Annotated in this window: 25 protein-coding genes and 2 pseudogenes; 14 read left to right on the forward strand and 13 right to left on the reverse strand. The window is 43.2% G+C overall.

Features of this window, described 5'->3' with window-relative positions; translation table 11 throughout:
• Positions 1-24 precede the first annotated feature (24 nt).
• The 4 genes from AC0VX1_RS24420 to AC0VX1_RS24435 all read right to left on the reverse strand — a co-directional run bounded on the left by AC0VX1_RS24420 (position 25) and on the right by AC0VX1_RS24435 (position 2,476).
• On the reverse strand, positions 25-639 hold the full coding sequence (locus AC0VX1_RS24420; RefSeq protein ID WP_095390929.1) for a PH domain-containing protein: 615 nt from the start codon (positions 637-639) through the stop codon (positions 25-27).
• 40 nt (positions 640-679) lie between these two features.
• The gene (locus AC0VX1_RS24425) at positions 680-1,156 is read right to left on the reverse strand and encodes a GNAT family N-acetyltransferase (protein ID WP_034310275.1); all 477 of its coding nucleotides are present in this window, start codon (positions 1,154-1,156) and stop codon (positions 680-682) included.
• A 168-nt stretch (positions 1,157-1,324) separates the two neighbouring features.
• Positions 1,325-1,549 (reverse strand): hypothetical protein, encoded by a 225-nt coding sequence (locus AC0VX1_RS24430; RefSeq protein WP_034310272.1) that lies wholly within the window; start codon positions 1,547-1,549, stop codon positions 1,325-1,327.
• A 336-nt stretch (positions 1,550-1,885) separates the two neighbouring features.
• A complete protein-coding gene (locus AC0VX1_RS24435; RefSeq protein ID WP_034310270.1) occupies positions 1,886-2,476 on the reverse strand; it encodes a peptidylprolyl isomerase in 591 nt (196 codons plus the stop codon).
• A gap of 178 nt (positions 2,477-2,654) precedes the next feature.
• Here AC0VX1_RS24435 and kapB point away from each other — a divergent pair, with 178 nt between their 5' ends.
• On the forward strand, positions 2,655-3,041 hold the full coding sequence (gene kapB, locus AC0VX1_RS24440; RefSeq protein ID WP_034310268.1) for a kinase-associated lipoprotein KapB: 387 nt from the start codon (positions 2,655-2,657) through the stop codon (positions 3,039-3,041).
• Positions 3,042-3,078: 37 nt separating this feature from the next.
• On the opposite strand, the gene kapD is transcribed toward kapB, so the two are convergent.
• On the reverse strand, positions 3,079-3,702 hold the full coding sequence (kapD, locus tag AC0VX1_RS24445) for a 3'-5' exonuclease KapD (RefSeq protein WP_034310264.1): 624 nt from the start codon (positions 3,700-3,702) through the stop codon (positions 3,079-3,081).
• A gap of 525 nt (positions 3,703-4,227) precedes the next feature.
• On the opposite strand from kapD, the pseudogene AC0VX1_RS24450 reads away from it, so the two are divergent.
• The 5 genes and pseudogenes from AC0VX1_RS24450 to AC0VX1_RS24470 all read left to right on the forward strand — a co-directional run bounded on the left by AC0VX1_RS24450 (position 4,228) and on the right by AC0VX1_RS24470 (position 5,776).
• Positions 4,228-4,538: pseudogene (locus AC0VX1_RS24450) on the forward strand (transglycosylase domain-containing protein).
• A gap of 46 nt (positions 4,539-4,584) precedes the next feature.
• On the forward strand, positions 4,585-4,716 hold the full coding sequence (locus AC0VX1_RS24455) for a hypothetical protein (protein ID WP_082609402.1): 132 nt from the start codon (positions 4,585-4,587) through the stop codon (positions 4,714-4,716).
• Positions 4,700-4,987 carry a hypothetical protein gene (locus tag AC0VX1_RS24460; protein ID WP_475469427.1) on the forward strand — a complete coding sequence of 96 codons (288 nt, stop codon included), beginning with the start codon at positions 4,700-4,702 and terminating at the stop codon, positions 4,985-4,987. The genes AC0VX1_RS24455 and AC0VX1_RS24460 overlap by 17 nt, the downstream gene beginning before the upstream one ends.
• A 110-nt stretch (positions 4,988-5,097) precedes the next feature.
• Complete coding sequence (locus AC0VX1_RS24465; protein WP_413021816.1) at positions 5,098-5,610, forward strand: penicillin-binding transpeptidase domain-containing protein; 513 nt, start codon at positions 5,098-5,100, stop codon at positions 5,608-5,610.
• Positions 5,573-5,776, forward strand: coding sequence for a hypothetical protein (locus tag AC0VX1_RS24470; protein ID WP_475469429.1), 204 nt, complete (start codon positions 5,573-5,575; stop codon positions 5,774-5,776). The genes AC0VX1_RS24465 and AC0VX1_RS24470 overlap by 38 nt, the downstream gene beginning before the upstream one ends.
• Before the next feature lie 35 nt (positions 5,777-5,811).
• Here AC0VX1_RS24470 and AC0VX1_RS24475 read toward each other — a convergent pair.
• Positions 5,812-6,383, reverse strand: a pseudogene (locus AC0VX1_RS24475) (DUF5366 family protein).
• Positions 6,384-6,700: 317 nt separating this feature from the next.
• Between AC0VX1_RS24475 and AC0VX1_RS24480 the strand changes: the two are divergent.
• The 7 genes from AC0VX1_RS24480 to mnhG are packed head-to-tail and all read left to right on the forward strand — an operon-like array spanning position 6,701 to position 12,429.
• Positions 6,701-9,106 (forward strand): Na+/H+ antiporter subunit A, encoded by a 2,406-nt coding sequence (locus AC0VX1_RS24480; protein WP_475469431.1) that lies wholly within the window; start codon positions 6,701-6,703, stop codon positions 9,104-9,106.
• Positions 9,103-9,525, forward strand: a complete 423-nt coding sequence (locus tag AC0VX1_RS24485; protein WP_413021803.1) for a Na(+)/H(+) antiporter subunit B — start codon at positions 9,103-9,105, stop codon at positions 9,523-9,525. Before AC0VX1_RS24480 ends, AC0VX1_RS24485 begins: the two co-directional genes overlap by 4 nt.
• Complete coding sequence (locus tag AC0VX1_RS24490) at positions 9,525-9,866, forward strand: Na(+)/H(+) antiporter subunit C (RefSeq protein WP_095390925.1); 342 nt, start codon at positions 9,525-9,527, stop codon at positions 9,864-9,866. Before AC0VX1_RS24485 ends, AC0VX1_RS24490 begins: the two co-directional genes overlap by 1 nt.
• Positions 9,859-11,340, forward strand: coding sequence for a Na+/H+ antiporter subunit D (locus AC0VX1_RS24495; protein WP_475469433.1), 1,482 nt, complete (start codon positions 9,859-9,861; stop codon positions 11,338-11,340). Before AC0VX1_RS24490 ends, AC0VX1_RS24495 begins: the two co-directional genes overlap by 8 nt.
• Before the next feature lie 6 nt (positions 11,341-11,346).
• On the forward strand, positions 11,347-11,823 hold the full coding sequence (locus tag AC0VX1_RS24500) for a Na+/H+ antiporter subunit E (RefSeq protein ID WP_413000798.1): 477 nt from the start codon (positions 11,347-11,349) through the stop codon (positions 11,821-11,823).
• A gap of 11 nt (positions 11,824-11,834) precedes the next feature.
• Positions 11,835-12,107, forward strand: a complete 273-nt coding sequence (locus tag AC0VX1_RS24505) for a Na(+)/H(+) antiporter subunit F1 (RefSeq protein ID WP_370023645.1) — start codon at positions 11,835-11,837, stop codon at positions 12,105-12,107.
• A complete protein-coding gene (mnhG, locus tag AC0VX1_RS24510; protein ID WP_413021798.1) occupies positions 12,091-12,429 on the forward strand; it encodes a monovalent cation/H(+) antiporter subunit G in 339 nt (112 codons plus the stop codon). The genes AC0VX1_RS24505 and mnhG overlap by 17 nt, the downstream gene beginning before the upstream one ends.
• Before the next feature lie 53 nt (positions 12,430-12,482).
• Here mnhG and AC0VX1_RS24515 read toward each other — a convergent pair whose 3' ends face one another.
• The 6 genes from AC0VX1_RS24515 to AC0VX1_RS24540 form a co-directional block, all read right to left on the reverse strand.
• The gene (locus AC0VX1_RS24515) at positions 12,483-13,202 is read right to left on the reverse strand and encodes an MOSC domain-containing protein (protein ID WP_413008032.1); all 720 of its coding nucleotides are present in this window, start codon (positions 13,200-13,202) and stop codon (positions 12,483-12,485) included.
• A 94-nt stretch (positions 13,203-13,296) separates the two neighbouring features.
• Complete coding sequence (locus AC0VX1_RS24520) at positions 13,297-13,695, reverse strand: hotdog fold thioesterase (protein WP_323596151.1); 399 nt, start codon at positions 13,693-13,695, stop codon at positions 13,297-13,299.
• Between the two features lie 115 nt (positions 13,696-13,810).
• A complete protein-coding gene (locus AC0VX1_RS24525) occupies positions 13,811-14,374 on the reverse strand; it encodes a 5' nucleotidase, NT5C type (RefSeq protein ID WP_413021794.1) in 564 nt (187 codons plus the stop codon).
• A gap of 15 nt (positions 14,375-14,389) precedes the next feature.
• Positions 14,390-15,487, reverse strand: coding sequence for an FAD-dependent monooxygenase (locus tag AC0VX1_RS24530; RefSeq protein ID WP_475469436.1), 1,098 nt, complete (start codon positions 15,485-15,487; stop codon positions 14,390-14,392).
• A gap of 23 nt (positions 15,488-15,510) precedes the next feature.
• Positions 15,511-16,605: a bifunctional diaminohydroxyphosphoribosylaminopyrimidine deaminase/5-amino-6-(5-phosphoribosylamino)uracil reductase RibD gene (ribD, locus tag AC0VX1_RS24535; RefSeq protein WP_413021792.1), complete on the reverse strand. Its 1,095-nt coding sequence runs from the start codon at positions 16,603-16,605 to the stop codon at positions 15,511-15,513.
• A gap of 13 nt (positions 16,606-16,618) precedes the next feature.
• Positions 16,619-17,368, reverse strand: a complete 750-nt coding sequence (locus tag AC0VX1_RS24540) for a GTP cyclohydrolase II (RefSeq protein ID WP_413008026.1) — start codon at positions 17,366-17,368, stop codon at positions 16,619-16,621.
• A gap of 254 nt (positions 17,369-17,622) precedes the next feature.
• Between AC0VX1_RS24540 and AC0VX1_RS24545 the strand changes: the two genes are divergently transcribed.
• Positions 17,623-17,994 carry a YuzC family spore coat inner layer protein gene (locus AC0VX1_RS24545; RefSeq protein WP_413021790.1) on the forward strand — a complete coding sequence of 124 codons (372 nt, stop codon included), beginning with the start codon at positions 17,623-17,625 and terminating at the stop codon, positions 17,992-17,994.
• A 53-nt stretch (positions 17,995-18,047) separates the two neighbouring features.
• Here the strand turns inward: AC0VX1_RS24545 and AC0VX1_RS24550 are convergent, their stop codons facing one another.
• A complete protein-coding gene (locus AC0VX1_RS24550) occupies positions 18,048-19,553 on the reverse strand; it encodes a leucyl aminopeptidase (protein WP_475469438.1) in 1,506 nt (501 codons plus the stop codon).
• Between the last annotated feature and the right edge of the window lie 255 nt (positions 19,554-19,808).

Below are 19,808 nucleotides of genomic sequence, written 5' to 3' on the forward strand. Positions count from 1 at the left end.
ATCGTTCTGTGTTCGCCTTCTTTTTTAATTATTCATATATTTTTCAAAAACAAAGCCAAAATCTTTCACATGGTACTTTTTCCGGCTGTCCATCAACCATTCGAAAGCGGCCGAATTAATTTCCTTGAAACTTGCCGCCATTTGGCTTCCATCAGTTCGAACCTGGTTCAAAGTGGAAGAAGCAAGGTTTACGCTTTGCTGGGCATATTGAAGGGCAAACTCATTCTCATGGCTAATTTCCGATATTTTCACGAGTGATTTGAACAAGTCCTTTAATTCTTCAATGAATTTCTTATGGACATCAATGGAGAAAGTCTTTGCACCGATCGAAAATTTAATTTCCGCATCCAAATCCACTGTCCCTGCGGTTTCAAGCGTGGCATTGGAAATCGTATACTGGCTGTAGCTATATCTCGTAAGTGTTCGCTTTTTGCTGATTGCACTTGTGCCGTCCAAATGTATGAACGCTTGATTCGTGAAACAGTACTCATCGGTTTTCGATTTAATCAGGAAATAAATTTTCTCCCCATCTTCATGCATGATATAATCATCTGCATCCACCTTGTCATAATCTGCAGGACTAATCACACTTCCAATATCACTAAGACCAAGGGCATCAGCCGCCATTTTCTTAAACATAACCATTCCCCCTATCAATATCCAGGTGAATTTCACCTTATTATAAGCATTTCTCCAGTATGATCTCGTCTCGGATCGGAATTCCATCAAAACTGTAGAATGGTATTTCCGGCTTGATTTTCCGTGATTCTTCCACGGCATTTTTAACGATTTCCGAAATGACATAACCACGCTTTTGAAAAAACTTCAACGCCTGTAGATTATCGTTCGTTGTAATCGCTTTAATAGTATGGCAATTTTTTTCCTTAGCGATATTTTCCATCACATAAAGCAATGATGAGCCCACACCTTGATTCTCATGCTCACTGTTCAAAGAGATGATCTGACATACATGGTCGGATAATTTGTATGTTCCCAACCCCGTGATTTTTCCATTCTCGTCCATCACCCCAACACCCTCAAGTTCCGCATAATGAAACAAGCCTCTTGAAAAAACGACTTGAGTCGTCTCCCAGTGCTGAATGAAAAAATCCTTGACCGTATCTGCCGCAATCATTCTTTTAGCTACGATTTGCATAACCAATTACGCCCCCAAAATTTCTATCTCTATGCTTATAGTATAAAATGCTTATGCTGAGAAAGGAACATTTAATTCTTTACGACCTTCTAACAAAACATAATACCATTCATATTCAGATAATCAATATCAAAAAAAAGGGGCTCGAGATGCAGGCATCTTCCGGGATCAGGAAATGGTATCATCCTTTATACGCTGGTTCCTTCTGGTGACCTCATCTTCGAATTGCTTCGTTTTCAATTCTTCCTTCTTTGAATATCTTATAATTGCCCTCATCGTAAAAACGGCCGCCACTAAAAAAATGAAGCAAGTTATACCAGCTGAGATATATTCAGTCTTGTCTTCCGGAAAGTAAAGAAACAAACCTAGTAAAGCATGATTGAGAAAGTCCATCCGTTACATCCTTCCTGATAGGGAATTAAACTGCATTCTCTCATTATATCAATTACCAGAACAATCCACTAGTGGGCCTAATCCACTAAAACATAAAAAACGAGAGGCACTGAGCCCCTCGCTTATCTTTTATTTAGGCTCATTTCGTAAAGATTGTTGTTTTTAAAACGAAACTATTTAGACTCCTGCAGGAGCAGCGGGATAGGTGAGACCCCACAGGCGTTTACGCCGAGGAGGCTCACCGCCCGCACCAAGGAAAGCAAGCATCTGGAGGGGAAATCAACCACAACTCACTACCTGGTAAATAGCAACAAAGTATGTGAAAACAGCCTTTATTTATAGAATGGTGATCCCTTTAATGACAACGTCAACTGCTGGCTTGTCTCCCGCAACTGTCTCTACGTTAGCAATCGTATCAACAACGTCCATGCCTTCGACCACTTGTCCAAAAACAGAGTGTTTATGATCCAGCCAAGGTGTGCCTCCTTGTTCCATATAAGCACTGATGATTTCTTCCGGATAACCGGCTTGCTTCATTTGCTCACCCATCCTGCTGTCCACATGCTGGGCTTGTACGACGAAGAATTGGCTGCCGTTTGTTCCCGGGCCTGCATTAGCCATGGAAAGAGCTCCGCGCAAATTGAATAATTGCATGGAAAACTCGTCCTCAAATGGAGCTCCCCAAATACTTTCTCCACCCATTCCAGTCCCTGTCGGATCTCCGCCTTGAAGCATGAAATCCTTGATGACACGGTGGAAGATGATTCCTTCGTAATAACCGTTTTCAGCATGTGTCAAGAAATTCTCCACTGTCTTTGGAGCCAGTTCAGGGAATAGTTTAATTTTAATATCGCCCATCGTCGTTTGCATGATGACCGCTTTTTCATTTTCCAAAACTTCACTTGTTAATTGCGGAAAGTTTGTCATTGTACATAACCTCTTTCTTTTTAAAATAAAATGGCATGAAACACCATTTTTCATCTTCATTTGTACACTTTACACGATTTTCAAAAAAAAAGCATCTTTACGAAATTGAACAAATTCGCTGTGAAAAATCGTTGTTCTTATGTATCATGAAGGAAGTTAAAAGAAAGGTGGTAGGGAAATGTCAGAACAGGATTTTAAAATCGGCGATAAGGTTACCGCCATATATAAAACTGGAAAATACATCGGGGAAGTCACCGATATCAGACCTGCTGCATATCTTGTTAAAGTGTTGGCTGTTTTGAAGCATCCCATGCAGGGAGATCTTCATAACCCGAAGCAAACGGAAGTGTCCATGTTCCATCAGCGGCGTGCTCTTGCATTCCGGGAACAAACCAATGTACCAAAGAATATGGTAAGGACTTTCGATGAGGAGATTCCGGAGTATAAGGAATCCTTAAGAGAAGCTGTTGATAAAATGAAAGGCACTTTAAGCGAAGCCCAAACAGAGTGGAATGATAAAAGCTTACAGTTGCTTGAAGATCTAGCGGCGGATTATTTCAAATAAAGCTTAAAAGCCAAATCAGTAGTATATGATTTGGCTTTTATAACGCTAAATGATTCAATACCTTTGATAAATCAATGCGGTCGCCAATTGTCGTCGGTTCATGATTTTTCATATAACTTTTATCTTTCTCCACTAACTTAAAGATATTATATGTCGTAATCGCATCATCCAGCGCCCTATGATGCTTGCCTGTCCCTTCTTTGCCATAGGCCTGTACAGCTTTCCAAAGTCCGGTTTGATTTTGATCCCCGAAAAAGCGTTTATACTCCAGGCATAGATCATTTTCCTTCCCTGAAAAAGGGAAATCCAATCCTGCCTTCTGACAATTCTGGCGAAGCACCTTCATGTCCATATTTCCCCAAGTAACAATCGTCGTCGGGTGCTGTTCATCTATTTTCTTCAATAACGCAACCAGCTCTTCAAATGAAATCCCCCGGTCCACCTGATCCTGGGTAATGTTCAAGAACTTCTTGCATCTTCCCGTTAAAACTGGAAATTTCAATGGGTTAACAAAAGATGAGAATTGTTCCTCAATGGTCTCATTAATGACGGTGACTAAACCAACCTCAATGATTTCCGGATAAAATCCCGTTGGATTGGCTTTTCCTTCCGGCATCGTAAATTCAAAATCTATGAATACATATTGCTGTTGTTCCTCCATTTTTATGACCCCCTTCATATTCCTGACATCAACATATAAACAAACATGGTTTTTTCTCACGAGATTATTATAACAGAAGATTTAGAAAGTTATTTCTTTGCCATTCGGATACCGCGCTCGCCGTCATTACCTAATTTACCCAAAATCCTTTATTGTCTACCTTTTTTGGATCACGATGTTTGAATGAACCAAAAGTACCATTTTTTCATTCCTTCATTCCAAGGACATACTAAAAATATATTAGTTAGGAAGTTGAACTATGCGCACGTATCTGGCTATATCACGATTTCCCTCTTAGTTCCGGTATTGATCCTTTTCATTTTCCTTTCCCCTCAGGAGTGGTCCTTAGCGCAATCTCCCTATCATGTACTCGACGAGCGAATTCCTGTTGAATCGAAAGAAACTGGCTCAGAATAGTTACATGAAGGCCGCAATTGGAAAGGTCATCAGTGAAATTTCCACTGGTAAGAGAAACGGACTTACTTAAAACTTGAAGACATCCCCCTTTTCCTGGAAAATCTGTTCATCGTTACAGAGGACCAGAAATTTCATGATCATGCAGGAGTCGACCTATCCGGCATAAGCAGGGCGCTTCTTATCAATTCACAAAATAAAACGATCGAACAAGGCGGCAGTACCATTACCCAGCAACTGGCCAGGTATGTTTATCTATCACATGATAGGACATATAACCGAAAACTCAGTGAACTCATTTATGCCTATCAGATAGAGCGAAAAAATCAAAACCGGAAATCATGGAGCTATATTTGAATGCCATCTATTTCAGTAATGGAGCTTATGGAATCGAAGCTGCTTCCCAATATTATTTAAAGTAAACCGACTGGAGAGTTAACCAAGGCGGAACTTGCCTTCCTTGCCGCAATCCCTAATAATCCGGAATACTATAATCCCCTTGAACATTTCGATGCGACGAAGAAGCGTCAGGAGAGAATGCTGGAACAAATGGTTGCCAATGGTGCATTAGAACAGGCCGAGTATGAAAGTCTTAATTAAAAGTACGATTAAATTAGACTTGTCCATCCCGGTCGACTTATATCCCGATTACGTGACATCTGTTCATCAGGAATTGAAAAACCGGGTGGCATCCTCCGAGGGTCTAGACAAATATATACGTAAGAACGCGGAAGCCGAGTTGGATAAAAAGGTCAAAAAGCTTTTGAATTCCGGTGTAACCATCCATACCGCACTCGATACTAAACTGCAAACACAATCAAAGACTGCTGTACATCAAAAATCGGTGTCAATGATATCGAGGGAGCTTTAGTGGTTATACAGCATCATACGCACGAGCTTGTCTCTTTGATTGGGGGAAAAGATTAAAAAAAAAATTCTTTCAATCGGGCATACCAAAGCTATAGGCAGCCAGGGTTTGCGATTAAGCCGCTTCTTGATTATGCTCCCTATTTAGAAGAAACGGATGCTGACATTAATCAGCTCGTTAGCGGAGCAAGCTATTGCAGCAATAGCTATTGTCCAAAAAATTATAGCGGCGACAGCTATGGGATGGTCACACTAAGAACTGCCTTTGCTCAGTCCTATAACACACCCGCCATAAGACTCTTTGAAAAGACGGGGGTGGAAACGAGTTTCAAGTACCTGGATGCTTTTGGCTTTAGAAAAGTCAGCAAAAAAGACCACCATACGAGTTCGGCCATAGGCGGATTCGAATATGGCATGAGTCCCCTTGAACTCACAAATGCTTATACTTCCTTCCATGACGGAAACTATCAGCCAGCACGAGCCATTACAAAAGTCACCGACCAAGAAGGTAAAGTCCTTTATAAATGGAAAGACCGCTCCAAGGAGATATGGAACAAACGCACCGTAGCAAAGATGCGGCAGCTGCTCCATGAAACAATGCTTTCCTACAGATTATGTCGGCGGTAAAACTGGTACGACCAATGATGTCAAAGACATGTGGTTTGTCAGTCTGACAGCAAACTATACAACAGGGGTTTGGATTGGAAGGGACAAGCCATCCAATCTACAATCCATTTATTCACATTCACCCCATCTATTGATTTGGAAAGATATCAGCCAGACTGCCGAGTGAAAAAAGAAGGTGCCGCAATGGCACCTTCTTTTTCGCTATATGGGAAGACTTGCAATGACGCTGTTATAGAGCTTCAATCCAGCATAAGCGATTATTGAAATCAGTGCCGTCCAAACGAAGATTGGAAAGAAGACCAATCCACTAGCCTAAACAAATTCAGGCTCGGGCTCAACTTATTGACAAAATAAATTAAAGCCACGACATCCGTCGCGATAAAGATCGACCCAAGCCCGAAGATGAATTGAACGCTGAACAATGAACAGGCACCGCCAATCACATAAATGTCAGACCCCTTTCTTACACTGTTCAGGGCTTTATCCTCCGAATCCTTGGAAAAGAATAATAAAGACAGGTCCAATATCGTATCGGAGATCAGCTTCAATGTAGCAAAAACCATGAAGAATAAAAGGAGCAATACGATCGGAAGCGCCAGCTTGATGCCGGCTTCAGAAAAGAACTCCAGCATCCCTTGGTAGATTCCCAAATTTCCAAATAACTTGAGCATTTGCATTTCCCCATAAATGGCAAAGGAGAGGCTGAATAATAGGATTGAAATGATTGGTAAATAACTAAATAAATAGGTGTTTTTCATGATTTCTCCATCCATGTGTCTTTTATCCTATATTATGCAAGATAATCCATGATTTCAAAATGGATACCCTACTCATTCACCGTTGAAAAACTTTTTTTAATAATTTTTTCAGGGCGGTTCCCCCTCCTTTTCTACCTATATATAAAACATCATTCAAGTTGGCCTTCACCGTTTTTAAAGCCATGCAAACCCACATAAATTGCGTTATACTTTTAAGCGAGGCAAGCATTCGATAAAAAAATACATATTCAACGAAGTTTCCTAACGTCTAGAATTGCGCGAAAAAAGCATAATAAGACGACTGACTTCGTTTTAAAAAAAGGGGGGAGTTTATGTCTTTACTTCATTGGGCGGTATTATCACCGTTTCTATTAGCAATTATTGTACCGATATTGTATAAACTATTTCGACAAATACATACAGGATGGTTTGTATTGATTTTACCGATTCTCCTTTTCACCTATTTTTCAAGGTTCATTTCCTTGACCAAACAAGGGGATATCATCATGGAAAGCGCAACATGGATTCCTTCTCTCGGAATTGATGTTGATTTCTATGTGGATGGACTAGGGCTTTTGTTTGCCTTGCTCATTACAGGTATTGGTTCACTCGTCGTTCTTTATTCAATTTTCTATTTATCGAAGGAGAAAGAAAAGCTGAACCAATTTTACGTCTTCCTTTTGCTTTTCATGGGGGCAATGCTTGGTGTCGTCCTTTCCGATAATCTAATAGTTCTTTATTCGTTTTGGGAATTCACGAGTTTATCATCTTTTCTATTGATAGGATATTGGAATGAGAGGGAGCGTTCACGTTATGGCGCGCAGAAATCGCTGCTGATCACTGTGCTTGGAGGCTTAAGCATGCTTGGAGGCATCATTCTCCTTTCCATTATGGGGGACACATTCAGCATACGTGAATTGATTGCCCAAAGCGGGGAACTTATGGACCACTCGCTTTTCGTTCCTGCACTTTTGCTTGTGCTGCTTGGCGCGTTCACTAAATCCGCACAGTTCCCGTTCCATATTTGGCTTCCTGACGCGATGGAAGCCCCTACTCCGGTCAGTGCTTACCTTCATTCCGCCACAATGGTCAAGGCTGGCATTTATTTGGTTGCCCGATTAAGCCCTGTTTTTGCAGAATCAGGATTATGGTTCTGGCTCGTTTCGATCGCCGGATTGATCACCCTGTTCTGGGGCTCATTCTCTGCAATCAAGCAGACTGATTTAAAGGGGATTCTCGCTTTTTCCACCATCAGTCAGCTCGGATTGATCATGTCGCTTTTGGGACTTGGTGCTGCGGCACTCCACTATGAAACATTGGGGGAAAATATATACTTGGCAGCCACGGTTGCAGCAGTATTCCACTTGATTAATCATGCGACCTTTAAAGGGAGCCTATTCATGGTTGCAGGCATCATTGATCATGAAACCGGTACGCGTGATATCAGAAAGCTTGGCGGATTGATGCAGTTGATGCCGATCACTTTCACCGTCGCTGTGATAGGTGCTTTTTCAATGGCTGGACTTCCGCCCTTCAATGGTTTTTTGAGCAAGGAAATGTTCCTGGCCAGCATGGTGAATGTATTGCAATTGGATATCTTCAATATGGAGACATGGGGGGTCCTGTTCCCTGTGGTTGCATGGGTAGCCAGTGTATTCACTTTTATTTATAGCATGATTGTCGTGCTCAAACCCTTTACAGGCAAACTTCAGTTACAACTATTGGAAAAGAAGCCCCATGAGGCACCGATTGGGATGCTGATATCCCCGATCATCCTTGCTTCGTTGGTCATCGTTTTCGGTATTTTTCCAAACTTGCTATCTTCATCCATCATTAAACCTGCTGTAGCCGGCATACAGCCAAGCTTGGCGGGACCGGATTTCCAAGTCCATATCGACTTTTGGCATGGATTCAAACCTGAGGTATGGATGACCATCGGCATCATAGCATTTGGGATTCTTTTATACATGATGCTCCCGAAGTGGCAGAAGATCACTCAGTGGATTCCTGAACGCCTCTCCCTGAATGCTTTGTATGATAACGGGGTAAGAGGGCTCGAACGCTCAGCTTCCTCCGTCATGAAAGTATTAATGTCAGGTTCGATTCGGACGTATCTGCTTTCAATCTTCCTTTTCTTCATTCTCTCGTTGGGCTTTACGCTCTATTGGAAGGATGCATTTAAATTGGATACAGGTAATTTTGCCCCGATCGGCATATATGAATTGGTATTGGCTGCGATCATCGTGATTGGCTCGATCGCCATTCTGTTTGCAAGATCCCGTTTAACTTCCATTATCATCTTAGGAGCCGTCGGTTATACGATTTCCCTATTTTTCGTTTTGCTGCGGGCACCGGATTTAGCCTTGACTCAACTAGTCATCGAAACGATTTCGGTATCGCTATTTTTGCTCTGTTTCTTCCACCTTCCGTTAATGGCAAGCAGAAAGGAAGAACGGATGACGTTCAAGTTGAATAATGCCATGATATCCATTGGTGTAGGAGTCATCGTCACATTGATTGCCTTATCGGCACATAGCAATAAACTGTTTGATTCCATCTCCAATTACTATCTTGAAAATGCTTATAAGGAAGCAGGCGGGAAAAACGTCGTAAATGTCATTCTTGTTGACTTCCGCGGACTTGATACGATGTTTGAAATCTGTGTCCTTTCCATCGCTGCGCTCGGAATATTCGCGATGATCAAATTGCGTTTGACAGGGGGGAAAGATAAATCATGAAGCAAAATGATCTGATTCTCCAAACGGTTACGAAAGTCGCCGCCTTTGTTATCTTGCTGTTTGCGATAGCCATCTTTTTAGGAGGGCATTATTCCCCGGGAGGCGGGTTTGTTGGCGGTTTAATGACTTCAGCCGCCATTGTCCTGCTGTTGCTCGCTTTCGACATTAAAACCGTCACCGGCATCCTGCCGATTGACTATAAATTAATGATCGGGTCAGGCTTGTTCATATCAAGCCTGACCGTAGCCGGCGGTCTATTTTTCGGGGTGCCCCTCATGACACATGTTTATCAATATGTTGATTTACCGCTTCTTGGGCACATCTCGCTTCATACTGCGGTACTTTTTGATCTGGGTGTTTATCTTGTGGTTGTTGGTGTAACGATGACCATTATTCAAACGATAGGGGAGAGTGAATAATGGAACTTTTAATGGCCATTGTAATTGGAATACTATTTATGTGTGCGACCTATTTAATGCTTTCAAAAAGCATTTTAAGAATCATAATCGGGACAGGGCTGCTCAGTCACGGCGCCCACCTTTTGATTTTGACGATGGGCGGTTTGAAAGGCGATTCCGTTCCATTGCTAAGTGATGAAGCTGCATCCTATGTCGATCCGCTTCCGCAAGCGCTTATCTTGACGGCGATCGTCATCAGTTTCGGAGTCACATCATTTCTGCTGGTACTTGCTTATCGGACCTACCAGGAACTCGGTACGGATGACATGGAAGAAATGAGAGGTACGGAAGCGAATGAATAATCTTACTCTCATACCTGTTTTATGGCCGCTTTTCACAGGTATCCTGCTCATTTTCTTTGCAAAAAAAATCAAACTGCAAAGAGGGATATCCTTTACTTCTTCACTTATTGGAATTGTAATTTCCCTTTATCTAGTGTTTACGGTCCATAATCAAGGCATCTTGACTTTAGGCGTCGGCAGCTGGGATGCGCCATTCGGGATCGTGATCGTCGCAGATATGCTATCTTCGCTGCTCGTACTGACCACGAATATCATTGGATTTGCCATACTGCTTTATTCGTTTTACTCCATAGGGGAAGAACGGGAAAGACATTATTACTATCCTGTATTTCAATTTTTGCTGATCGGGGTAAACGGTGCCTTCCTTACGGGGGATCTTTTCAATCTATTCGTATTCTTTGAAGTCATGCTGATGGCTTCCTACGTGCTGCTTGTACTCGGCGGTACGAAAATCCAGCTGAGGGAATCATTGAAGTATATCATCGTCAATGTACTATCCTCTTCCTTTTTCGTCATCATGGTGGCTTATCTTTATTCAGTTCTAGGAACATTGAACATGGCGGACATCAGTCAAAGGATAACGGAAGTCAACCAGCCTGGAATCATCTCGGTGATAGCGATTGGCTTTCTGATCGTCTTCGGTTTGAAGGGAGCCATTTTCCCGCTTTTCCAATGGCTGCCTGGTTCTTATTATGCTCCGCCCATTCCAGTGATGGCTCTATTCGGGGCATTGCTGACAAAGGTCGGGATCTATTCCATTTTCCGGACCTATACACTGATGTTTTATCATGACCAGGATTTCACCCATACATTCCTTGCGATACTTGCAATCTTGACCATCATCATCGGTGTCATTGGTGCGATAGCTTATTGGGATGTAAAAAAAATCATCATTTACAATATCATCATCGCCGTCGGGGTTATTCTATTCGGCATCTCCGTCATGAATGAACAGGCCTTATCGGGTTCCATTCTATATATCATTCATGACATGCTGATCAAGGCTGCACTCTTCCTGCTGGTAGGCATCATGATCAAAATCAGCGGATCGGATGATTTACGGGACATGGGCGGCTTGATCAAGCAATACCCGACCGTTGCATGGACCTTCTTCATAGCGGCCATATCATTGGCGGGAATCCCGCCGTTCAGCGGTTTTGCCGGCAAGCTCCTTATTCTTCAGGGAGCTGCAGAAAAAGGGGCCTACTTGGGAATGGCCGTTGTCTTAATTTCAAGCTTGATGGTCCTCTATTCCGTCATGAAAATATTCATGAATGGCTTTTGGGGAACTCCAAAAGCTGATTATGCCTTAACTAATGGAAAGGTCAATAAAATGCTGGTTCCGGCGGTCCTCCTCGTCATCATTTCCGTTTTATTCGGAATAGGGACAGAATCGGTTTACCCATACATTACACAAGCTGTAGATTCATTAATGAATCCCGAAATCTATAACAAAGCGGTTTTAAAGGAGTAGTGCCTGATGTCATTCCAAATTTTACTGAATGTGTTCCTTGCGTTTATCTGGATGTTTTTAAAAAATGAGTTTAACGGGAGCACTTTTATCATCGGATATATATTGGGGCTCGGCATCATGTTCGTCTTCCGTCATTTTTTCAATGATCGTTTTTACTTGAAAAGGGTGAATGCCGTCGTTCTATTGCTGCTCATATTCGCAAGGGAACTCATACTTTCCAACATTAGCGTCCTTAAGGCCGTGCTTAAACCGAGCCTGGATATGAAACCTGGCATATTCGCATTTGAAACCGTGCTGACCAAGGATTGGGAAATTACGATACTATCGAATTTAATTACACTTACACCAGGAACACTTGTCGTTGAAGTTTCGGAAGATAATCGGATTCTTTATATCCACGCGATGGATATTGCCGACAAGGAAGAGGCTGTGAACAGCATTAAAAATACATTTGAAAAAGCGATTATGGAGGTGGGCAAATAATGTTCGATCTAATGCTTAAAATCGCGTTGCTCGGTGTTTCGCTTTCCATGATTGGATTCTTATACCGTTTAATCAAAGGGCCTTCCGTGCCGGATCGGGTCATCGCACTCGATGCAATGGGAATCAATCTTATTGCAATCGTTGCACTTGCCTCCATTGTCATGGATACAAGCGCATATCTGGAAGCCATTCTTCTGCTCGGAATCCTATCTTTCATCGGAACGGTCGCTTTCGCCAAATTCCTTGAGAAAGGGGAGATAATCGAAGATGACCGCAATCGTTGAAATCCTATCGGCCCTATTCCTATTAATGGGAGTCTTTCTCTTTTTAGTCTCGGCTTTCGGCACCATCCGGCTGCCCGACGTCTATACAAGAAATCACGCTGCCTCAAAAAGCTCGACACTTGGAATCATGTTCATCCTGATCGGCACCTTGTTATATTTTTATTATAAACATAGCCATTTCGATTTCCGGGTCGTGCTCGCGATCATCTTCATCTTCATGACCAGTCCTGTTGCCGGACATTTAATCATGCGCTCGGCTTATCATACTGGCGTAAAAATGTGGGATCGGAGTGTCCAGGATGATTTAAAGAAAACCCGGTGATTCCTGCTATTGAAAAAGAGCTGCCCTGATTACAGGAGCAGCTCTTTTCTGTTTCAATCTTTTAAAAATACCTCATCGCCCACTCTGATTTCACCTGTTTGCATGACCGAGGCATATACGCCAAAATGATTTTCCCTTTCCTTGACGACAGTTTTCAGCAGTGATGGATCTCTATGTGAATCGCTTGGATCGACAGTTATGATCATACAGCGCTCACAATGCCTTTTGATCTCCAATTCCACTTCATTTCCGATTAGAATCCTTTTTCCGAACCATTGCTCTTCTAAAAAGGGGGTTTTATTCACTAAGGATATAATCAAATTTTGCCTGAATCTCCTGCCATCCAGTTCTTTTCCCCAAAGCTTGGTCAATTCGCCAATCGAGGCATCACTGACAAGCAGGATGTTTTCTTCTTCAATCGCACCTAACGGAATATGTGCAGGATGATAAACAGCTGGTTCTGCCTCCTGTTTCAACAACCGTTCCATTTCCTCCTGAAAGGCTCCCTCTCCCCATGTCAAAACGTTTCCTGAAGGGGTCTTCACTTGGATTTCCGGATATTGGTCAAGTGCTTCCTCACCAGAAAAAGCAGCTTGATAACGGACCATTTCCGGGACTTGGGTTATCGTCAGGAACTTCCCATTTTTTCCTTTAAAGGCATGGCTGCGATCTCCATATAGTCCATAGTCCATCACCTTCGTTTTCTGTACCTGTTCACCAGTGAATGATTTTACAGGATGACGGGTGATTTCTTTTATATGACCCACCAGCATAAAAAAACCTCTTTTCATACAATAGTCTACTGCCATATTATACGTAAACCGGATAATGTAGAATCATTGCGCCAATTTACGTTGTTCTTTTGATTCACTTTGACTTCGGTAAGTCGATAACTGCCAATGTACAGCGTGAAATGCAGATAAGATGATCCTCTTCATCACGAATCTTCACGTCCCACACCATCGTCGTCTTCCCGCGATGGATGATGTTCCCCTCTGCGGTAACAACACCTGAACGGACGCCCCTAACATGATTGGCATTGATTTCAAGGCCGACGACAGCTTGTTTTGTACGATCTACCAGCATCATCCCTCCAAAGCTTGCAACGGATTCCGCAAGCGCAACGGACGCTCCCCCATGCAATAAACCATACGGCTGCCTAGTGCGTTCATCCACAGGCATCGTCGCAATGACTTTCCCCTCGCCCACTTCTTTCATTTCAATCCCAAGCGTGCCTATCAATGAATTTTCAATATTTCTCTCCATCCCATTACCCCCGACTCTCTTGTTTTTTTAGCAAAAAATGAACCGTTATTCATATTAGTATACAAAAAAAGGATGACTCAAGTCTATCAAGTCATCCGTCAATAATGTAAATGTATTATTTGGAGAGGATTTCTTTTAATTCAAACCAGCTTGTCAGTCTTGGAATATCCAATTCCCTGTTATAGGAGTTATCCATTGCATACACTTTCGTTGGAATATCCAATAACGTTTCCAGCACTGCCGGTTTATCATCAAAATAATAATCCAATTCCAATTTGCGGATCGTATCAATTTTTTCATGATCCCTCATCCCGCAGTAAAAATGGTCATCCTTAACCGGAAAGCCGTTTTCGATCAGCCATTTTTTCGTCCGTTCACCATGCTCCGCTTTTCTGGCGGTGATGTAATAGATTTCGTGGCCATCGCGTTCAAGCTCCTGCAGCGTTTCCACTGCGCCCTCGAAGGCTGGACAGGATGAATAATACACTTCATCGGCCAGGCTGTTCCACATCTTGCCCCCAGCCTCTTTATCAAGCCCGAAAGCTTCATGGATCTCCAACGTCTTTAAAGCCCTGAATTTCGTTAACTCTATGTTCGTATTAAGCTTTTCATTATAAAGATGGAACGCGAACTCCCTCAAGTTAATAAGGGTATCGTCAATATCAAAACCGAATTTCATATCCTTCACTCCTATTCAAACATAAGCGGCGGCAAACTGTGATGCGAAGGACATCTCCTTGTCCACCTGAATGGCCTGTAATCTTTCAATCTCGGCTTTTCTTTTTGGCTCAGCCATTTTAAGTCCAAGGAAGCCAGTATCCCCCTGCATGGTGCATCCAGAAATAAGCTCGGCCAATATGTCGGCATCCTTCATGGCACAATTGAGTCCGAACGCACCCGTAGGCGTCATCGTATGGGCTGCATCACCTAATAAAGCAACGCCATCCTTTGTCCACGTTTCACAATAGCTGCTGTAAACATCCAATAAAATGAAGTCCTGCCAAGAGCGGATATTTTCACATACTACCTTTTTTAATTCAGGAAAGGCAAGAAGCAAATCTTCAATGAATGGTTCAAAATGCTGTTTTCGCAAATGGGGAAATGAACCATGCTCTATATTCCAGCCAATTTGGATGAAACCTCCGGCCTGGGTGAAGAGGGCAACCTGGGAGCCATTGACCAATGCCATCTTGATCGAAGGCTTCCACCCCTCCGGAGCAGGAATTTTTGCCCACAGTAAATCATAGCCATGATCTTTAATCTCGACTGGTATTCCCGCTTTTTTTCGAACGATGGAAAACCTTCCGTCCGCTCCGATTATCAATGGACTTTGCACTTCAAGGTCATTTCCGCCATTACGGGCCTTGACACCCGTAAAACGGCCCATTTCATTCTGCATCAAGTCGGTAACCCTCGTATTCATCATCAATTGAAAGGAGTCCAGCTTTTCGGCTTCATTCAATATGACTTTAAGCAGATGGTTTTGAGGGACATGGATCCCAACATGATCGACAGGCCATTCCGGGATAATGCTTTTGAATATTTGGCCGTCATGCCAATATTCAATTTGTTCCATCCTAAGCAAGCCAAGTTTTTCCACACTATTGAATAAACCGTGCTTTTTAAGAATGCCCTCTCCTTCATCGTTCAAGAACTCGCCCCTGAACTCCCTTGAAACTTCAGAATGCCTTTCAAGCAATACGACTGAAATGTCCTGCTTGGCCAATAGGTAAGCCAGCAGGGCACCTCCAGGACCTGAACCGACTATGCATACATCTGATTTAACCATCATGCCTCTTCACCTGTTGTCTATTTTTATTTAGGATAAGCCGTGATGCGCATGTCCTCACCAAACGTTTCCACGCCAGAGAAGGAAACATCCATCGCTTCATCCATCGTATCCACATTCATGCCAGTATACGGTGTCAGTGAGTTTCTGCCGCCCAATAGTTTAGGGGCTATATAAATCAAGTATTTATCGATGAGCCCTTCCCTAAGGAATGAGGCATTCACTTCGCTTCCGCCTTCCAGCAAGACATCCGTAATCCCCTTTTTATACAGCTCTTCCATTAATGCCGTTAGATTCAGTCCCGTCTCGTTTTTGGGGACGAAAATGAATTCGATCCCTTTTTCACGTAAAAGGTCCATTTTATCCGCAGGTGCATTTTCCTGCGTTACGATCAAGGTCTTCGCATTTGATACTTCTACAACTTTGGCATCCAATGGAACCCGTAATTCACTGTCTAAAATGATCCGGATCGGATTTTTCCCTCCGCCCTCCGGAAGTCTGGTCGTCAGTGATGGATCATCGGCCAACACAGTCCCGATACCAACTAGGATGGCATCCACCTCATCACGGAGCAAATGAACGGAATGACGTGACTCTTCCCCTGTTATCCACTTTGAATGGCCTGTGTGGGTTGCAAGTTTTCCATCGAGCGTCATCGCATACTTCGATATGACAAATGGACGATCCGTCAGCATATTGTGAATAAAACGCTCATTCAGCCTTTGAGCTTCCTTTTCCAGGACGCCGACTTCAACTTCAATGCCTGCATCCTTTATGATCGATATTCCTCTGCCGGCCACTTCCGGATTCGGATCTTGAGTCGCAACCACAACTCGCCGGACACCTGATTCTTTCACCAAATTTGCACAAGGAGGCGTCTTTCCATAATGGGAACAAGGCTCAAGAGTCACATAAAGCGTTGCACCTTCTGCATACTCACCCGCCATTTTAAAAGCATGTACTTCCGCATGCGGTTCACCCGCTTTACGGTGGATCCCTGTCCCGGCTATCACACCGTCTTTCACTATGACTGCCCCGACCACTGGATTTGGATTCGTCTTTCCTTTAGCACTGGCTGCCAAATCCAGTGCCAGCTTCATGTAATATTGATCATCATTCATTCTATAGCTCTCCTTATACAATCAAAGTTGGCTTCTTTGTGGGTATATGTCCAGACTTCTTGACCTTAGTATCGAGATAGAAACTATTATCTTCCGTCAAACCTCCCCAAAGCGGAATATGGTCCTTTGCCGCAAGTCCATGCTTCATGAGGGCATCCAGCTTTTTGGGGTTGTTCGTGATTAAAGTAACCGGATCCTTACGCAGTTCCCTCAATACGCGAATGGCTCCCTCGTAAGATCGCGTATCGTCTTCGAATCCTAAAGCCTCATTCGCCTCGACCGTGTCATAACCTTCCTGCTGAAGCAAATAGGCAAGAGATTTGGAAAACAGGCCAATCCCTCTTCCTTCATGGTCCGCAAGGTAAAAAATGGCCCCGCACCCATGCTCGGCTATCATCTTCATCGATTGGTGGAGCTGGTAGCCGCAATCACAGCGTTTACTTCCGAAGATATCACCTGTGTGGCAGATGCTATGCATCCGGACAAGTGCATCCTCCGACTTTTTAAAATCACCATAAACCAATACGGAGGATTGCTGTCCAAAAGCGAGGTTCGCTTCCGAAAGCGAATCAAGCACCGTATCCTTGTCATTATCCGCACCGTCAAGCTGAAGCCATGTATACCATTGGAAAACCGTTGAGAAATCTCCTTGTTCAACCGGCAGGTTCACAGGTCCCACAAGGCATATATCAGCTTTACCGGGGGTTTGGATGATATTCATTTTATCTATTAAAAGGTCTTTTGTTTCCTGGGTTATTTTCATGTTAACATCACCTATTTTATAATTTATAGTGTGCCTTCTCCTTACTTTAGGTAAGTAAGTATATTACTATACACTATACCTGTCAATGAAGCAGTTTACAAATAATAGTGTGTCTTTGATCATAATTTTCAAGAAGTTTTTTTGCAGAAAAAGGTCATTCACAAACCTCTATCATATCGGCTGGCCTTTATACATATTTTAACGTATAACGAAAACGTGTCTATAGACAGACCTAATGAAAGGAAGGAAACCTTTTGGAGGATTTCCCTTATTTTTTATATGATCCCATCCTATTTCCGCCTCACGCCAGGAATCGGACATTCCGTCCCTACTTGGCAACCAATCCAGATCTGCTAGTCAAATCGGCAAATACCTCGCAATCTTTGATGCTTGATGTAAAAAAGGTCATGGATACCATAGCCACATCCAAGCCTTTCTCGAACCGGTTGATGACTGCTGCCCAAGCATCGCAAAAAAATGTCGTGATCGATATGATCCGAAAGATAGGAATTAAGAACGAACCTGATATCACGTATAACCCCGATGGGATCCGTTTTGATTTCTATCCTAAAGCAGGAGAAGAAAATTGCCATATCATCGTCAGCTTGAAATGGAGGGAGACATAACGTCCGTCTTGGTAAAAAAACCGAAGCCTATTTTCGGCTTCGGCTATTTTGGCTCATCTTGTTTTCGTTTCAAAGGTTTCAACCAATAGTGCAAGCGTGCGTGCCATGACACCGGTAGCCCCCGATGTGCACAATTCGGAGTTGCTCGAGGTTGTGGAAGTTCCGGCAATATCCAGATGGACCCACGGAGTTTCTTCGGCAAATTCACCGATGAAGGCGCCGCCCATGATTGCATGTCCCGCCCCTCCAGGTGAATTATTCAAATCCGCTATTTTACTATTGCGTACCCGCTCTTTATCCTTTTCCGTAATCGGCAATCTCCAAATGGGCTCCCCGGCCTCCTCTGAGGCTTTGACCACTTGTTCATAGAATTCCGTGTCATTTGTCATTGCACCCGTCATATCCATGCCCAGCGCCGTTATGACACCACCCGTTAAAGTGGCAACGTCAATAAGATAGTCGGCACCATGATGTTTAGCGTAAGTCATGGCATCCGCCAAAACCAGACGGCCTTCCGCATCCGTGTTCAATACCTCTATCGTCTTGCCGCTCATGGCAGTGATCACGTCATCGGGCTTGAATGCATCACCGCTGATCATGTTATCAGTGGAAGGAATGACCGCCACGACATTTTGGTCCGGTCCCAATTCGCCGATGATTTCCATTGCACCTAAAACGGCTGCCGCACCGCCCATATCCGTCTTCATTCCAACGATACCAGCCTTCGTTTTCAATGAGTATCCACCCGTATCGAACGTGATCCCTTTACCGACCAACCCGATAACATCCTTCCATTCATCCTTACCTTGATACTTCAGGACGATCATTTTCGGAGGCTCGACCGAACCTTTATTGACAGCAAGGAGTGCGCCCATTCCCAACTTGAGCATGTCTTCCTTCTCGAGGATCTCCACTTCAAACCCATAACGTTCGCCCAAGGAAGATGAATAATCCGCCAAATCCGTGGAAGTCAGCAAATTGCCCGGTGTATTGACCAATGTTCTGGCTGAGTTCGTCGCCCTTCCGAAGATCCTCCCTACATGCAGCGCGGCACCGACCTCTTCTTGATCAAATTCACTGTAAACCGTAATCGATTCAAGGCTTTTTTCGACCTGGTTCGATTTTTGCTTGTATCCGTCAAATTTATAGGATGCAAGTTCAAAAGCTTCGGAACAAGCATGCGCTGCATCCAATGCATCCAGATTTTCAGTCGTGAATGTATCCAACGCGATTGAAAGTGTCGTAATCTTTGATTCTTTAATCGTCTTACGCGCTTTTCCCAACGCTTCGCGGAGCGTTTCAAAAGATAGCTCCTTTTCCTTGCCCAACCCTACAAAAATCAATCTCTTTACGCTTAATTTACCTAATGTATGTATTTTGACCACTGATTTTTTCTTGGAAGAGATTTCCCCGGCTTTCACCAACTCTGTCAGCTGGCCATCCAATCGTTCATCCGCTTCTTTTCCTATCCCTGTGAACTTTACGGGTCTGTCAAATACGCCTAGAATCAGGCATTCGTCAATCAAATCTATATTTAAGGAATTTTTTACTGTGAACATTCTGATACCTCCTCCATTCTATTACATTCATTATAACGAAATCTTCAAAAATTTTCGAATAAGCCGCGAAAATAATAATAACAAGGGATATTGTTTAGAATGGGTGACTTTAGAGTAATAGTATAAGAAAGATTATATTTATACTTATGCCGGCAGGGAATCGACAGGACTGAATGGAACTAATAATAAGGGCCTTATTCCGAACAGGATGCATTTACCCATATATGGATTTCATCTTTACTTATAACCAGAAAG

The organism is Peribacillus sp. QJM3NY_7 (assembly GCF_056173225.1).

Bases quoted from the DNA above. Each gene is read 5' to 3' on its own strand.
- AC0VX1_RS24425 (WP_034310275.1), bottom strand. From the start codon at position 1,156: ATGCAAATCGTAGCTAAAAGAATGATTGCGGCAGATACGGTCAAGGAT.
- AC0VX1_RS24530 (WP_475469436.1), bottom strand. From the start codon at position 15,487: ATGATGGTTAAATCAGATGTATGCATAGTCGGTTCAGGTCCTGGAGGT.
- AC0VX1_RS24420 (WP_095390929.1), bottom strand. From the start codon at position 639: ATGTTTAAGAAAATGGCGGCTGATGCCCTTGGTCTTAGTGATATTGGA.
- AC0VX1_RS24460 (WP_475469427.1), top strand. From the start codon at position 4,700: ATGAAAGTCTTAATTAAAAGTACGATTAAATTAGACTTGTCCATCCCG.
- AC0VX1_RS24490 (WP_095390925.1), top strand. From the start codon at position 9,525: ATGGAACTTTTAATGGCCATTGTAATTGGAATACTATTTATGTGTGCG.
- AC0VX1_RS24500 (WP_413000798.1), top strand. From the start codon at position 11,347: ATGTCATTCCAAATTTTACTGAATGTGTTCCTTGCGTTTATCTGGATG.
- mnhG (WP_413021798.1), top strand. From the start codon at position 12,091: ATGACCGCAATCGTTGAAATCCTATCGGCCCTATTCCTATTAATGGGA.
- kapB (WP_034310268.1), top strand. From the start codon at position 2,655: ATGTCAGAACAGGATTTTAAAATCGGCGATAAGGTTACCGCCATATAT.
- AC0VX1_RS24505 (WP_370023645.1), top strand. From the start codon at position 11,835: ATGCTTAAAATCGCGTTGCTCGGTGTTTCGCTTTCCATGATTGGATTC.
- AC0VX1_RS24470 (WP_475469429.1), top strand. From the start codon at position 5,573: ATGAAACAATGCTTTCCTACAGATTATGTCGGCGGTAAAACTGGTACG.
- AC0VX1_RS24495 (WP_475469433.1), top strand. From the start codon at position 9,859: ATGAATAATCTTACTCTCATACCTGTTTTATGGCCGCTTTTCACAGGT.
- AC0VX1_RS24485 (WP_413021803.1), top strand. From the start codon at position 9,103: ATGAAGCAAAATGATCTGATTCTCCAAACGGTTACGAAAGTCGCCGCC.
- kapD (WP_034310264.1), bottom strand. From the start codon at position 3,702: ATGGAGGAACAACAGCAATATGTATTCATAGATTTTGAATTTACGATG.
- AC0VX1_RS24435 (WP_034310270.1), bottom strand. From the start codon at position 2,476: ATGACAAACTTTCCGCAATTAACAAGTGAAGTTTTGGAAAATGAAAAA.
- AC0VX1_RS24525 (WP_413021794.1), bottom strand. From the start codon at position 14,374: ATGAAATTCGGTTTTGATATTGACGATACCCTTATTAACTTGAGGGAG.
- AC0VX1_RS24430 (WP_034310272.1), bottom strand. From the start codon at position 1,549: ATGGACTTTCTCAATCATGCTTTACTAGGTTTGTTTCTTTACTTTCCG.
- AC0VX1_RS24550 (WP_475469438.1), bottom strand. From the start codon at position 19,553: ATGTTCACAGTAAAAAATTCCTTAAATATAGATTTGATTGACGAATGC.
- AC0VX1_RS24540 (WP_413008026.1), bottom strand. From the start codon at position 17,368: ATGAAAATAACCCAGGAAACAAAAGACCTTTTAATAGATAAAATGAAT.
- AC0VX1_RS24515 (WP_413008032.1), bottom strand. From the start codon at position 13,202: ATGCTGGTGGGTCATATAAAAGAAATCACCCGTCATCCTGTAAAATCA.
- AC0VX1_RS24520 (WP_323596151.1), bottom strand. From the start codon at position 13,695: ATGGAGAGAAATATTGAAAATTCATTGATAGGCACGCTTGGGATTGAA.
- ribD (WP_413021792.1), bottom strand. From the start codon at position 16,605: ATGAATGATGATCAATATTACATGAAGCTGGCACTGGATTTGGCAGCC.
- AC0VX1_RS24480 (WP_475469431.1), top strand. From the start codon at position 6,701: ATGTCTTTACTTCATTGGGCGGTATTATCACCGTTTCTATTAGCAATT.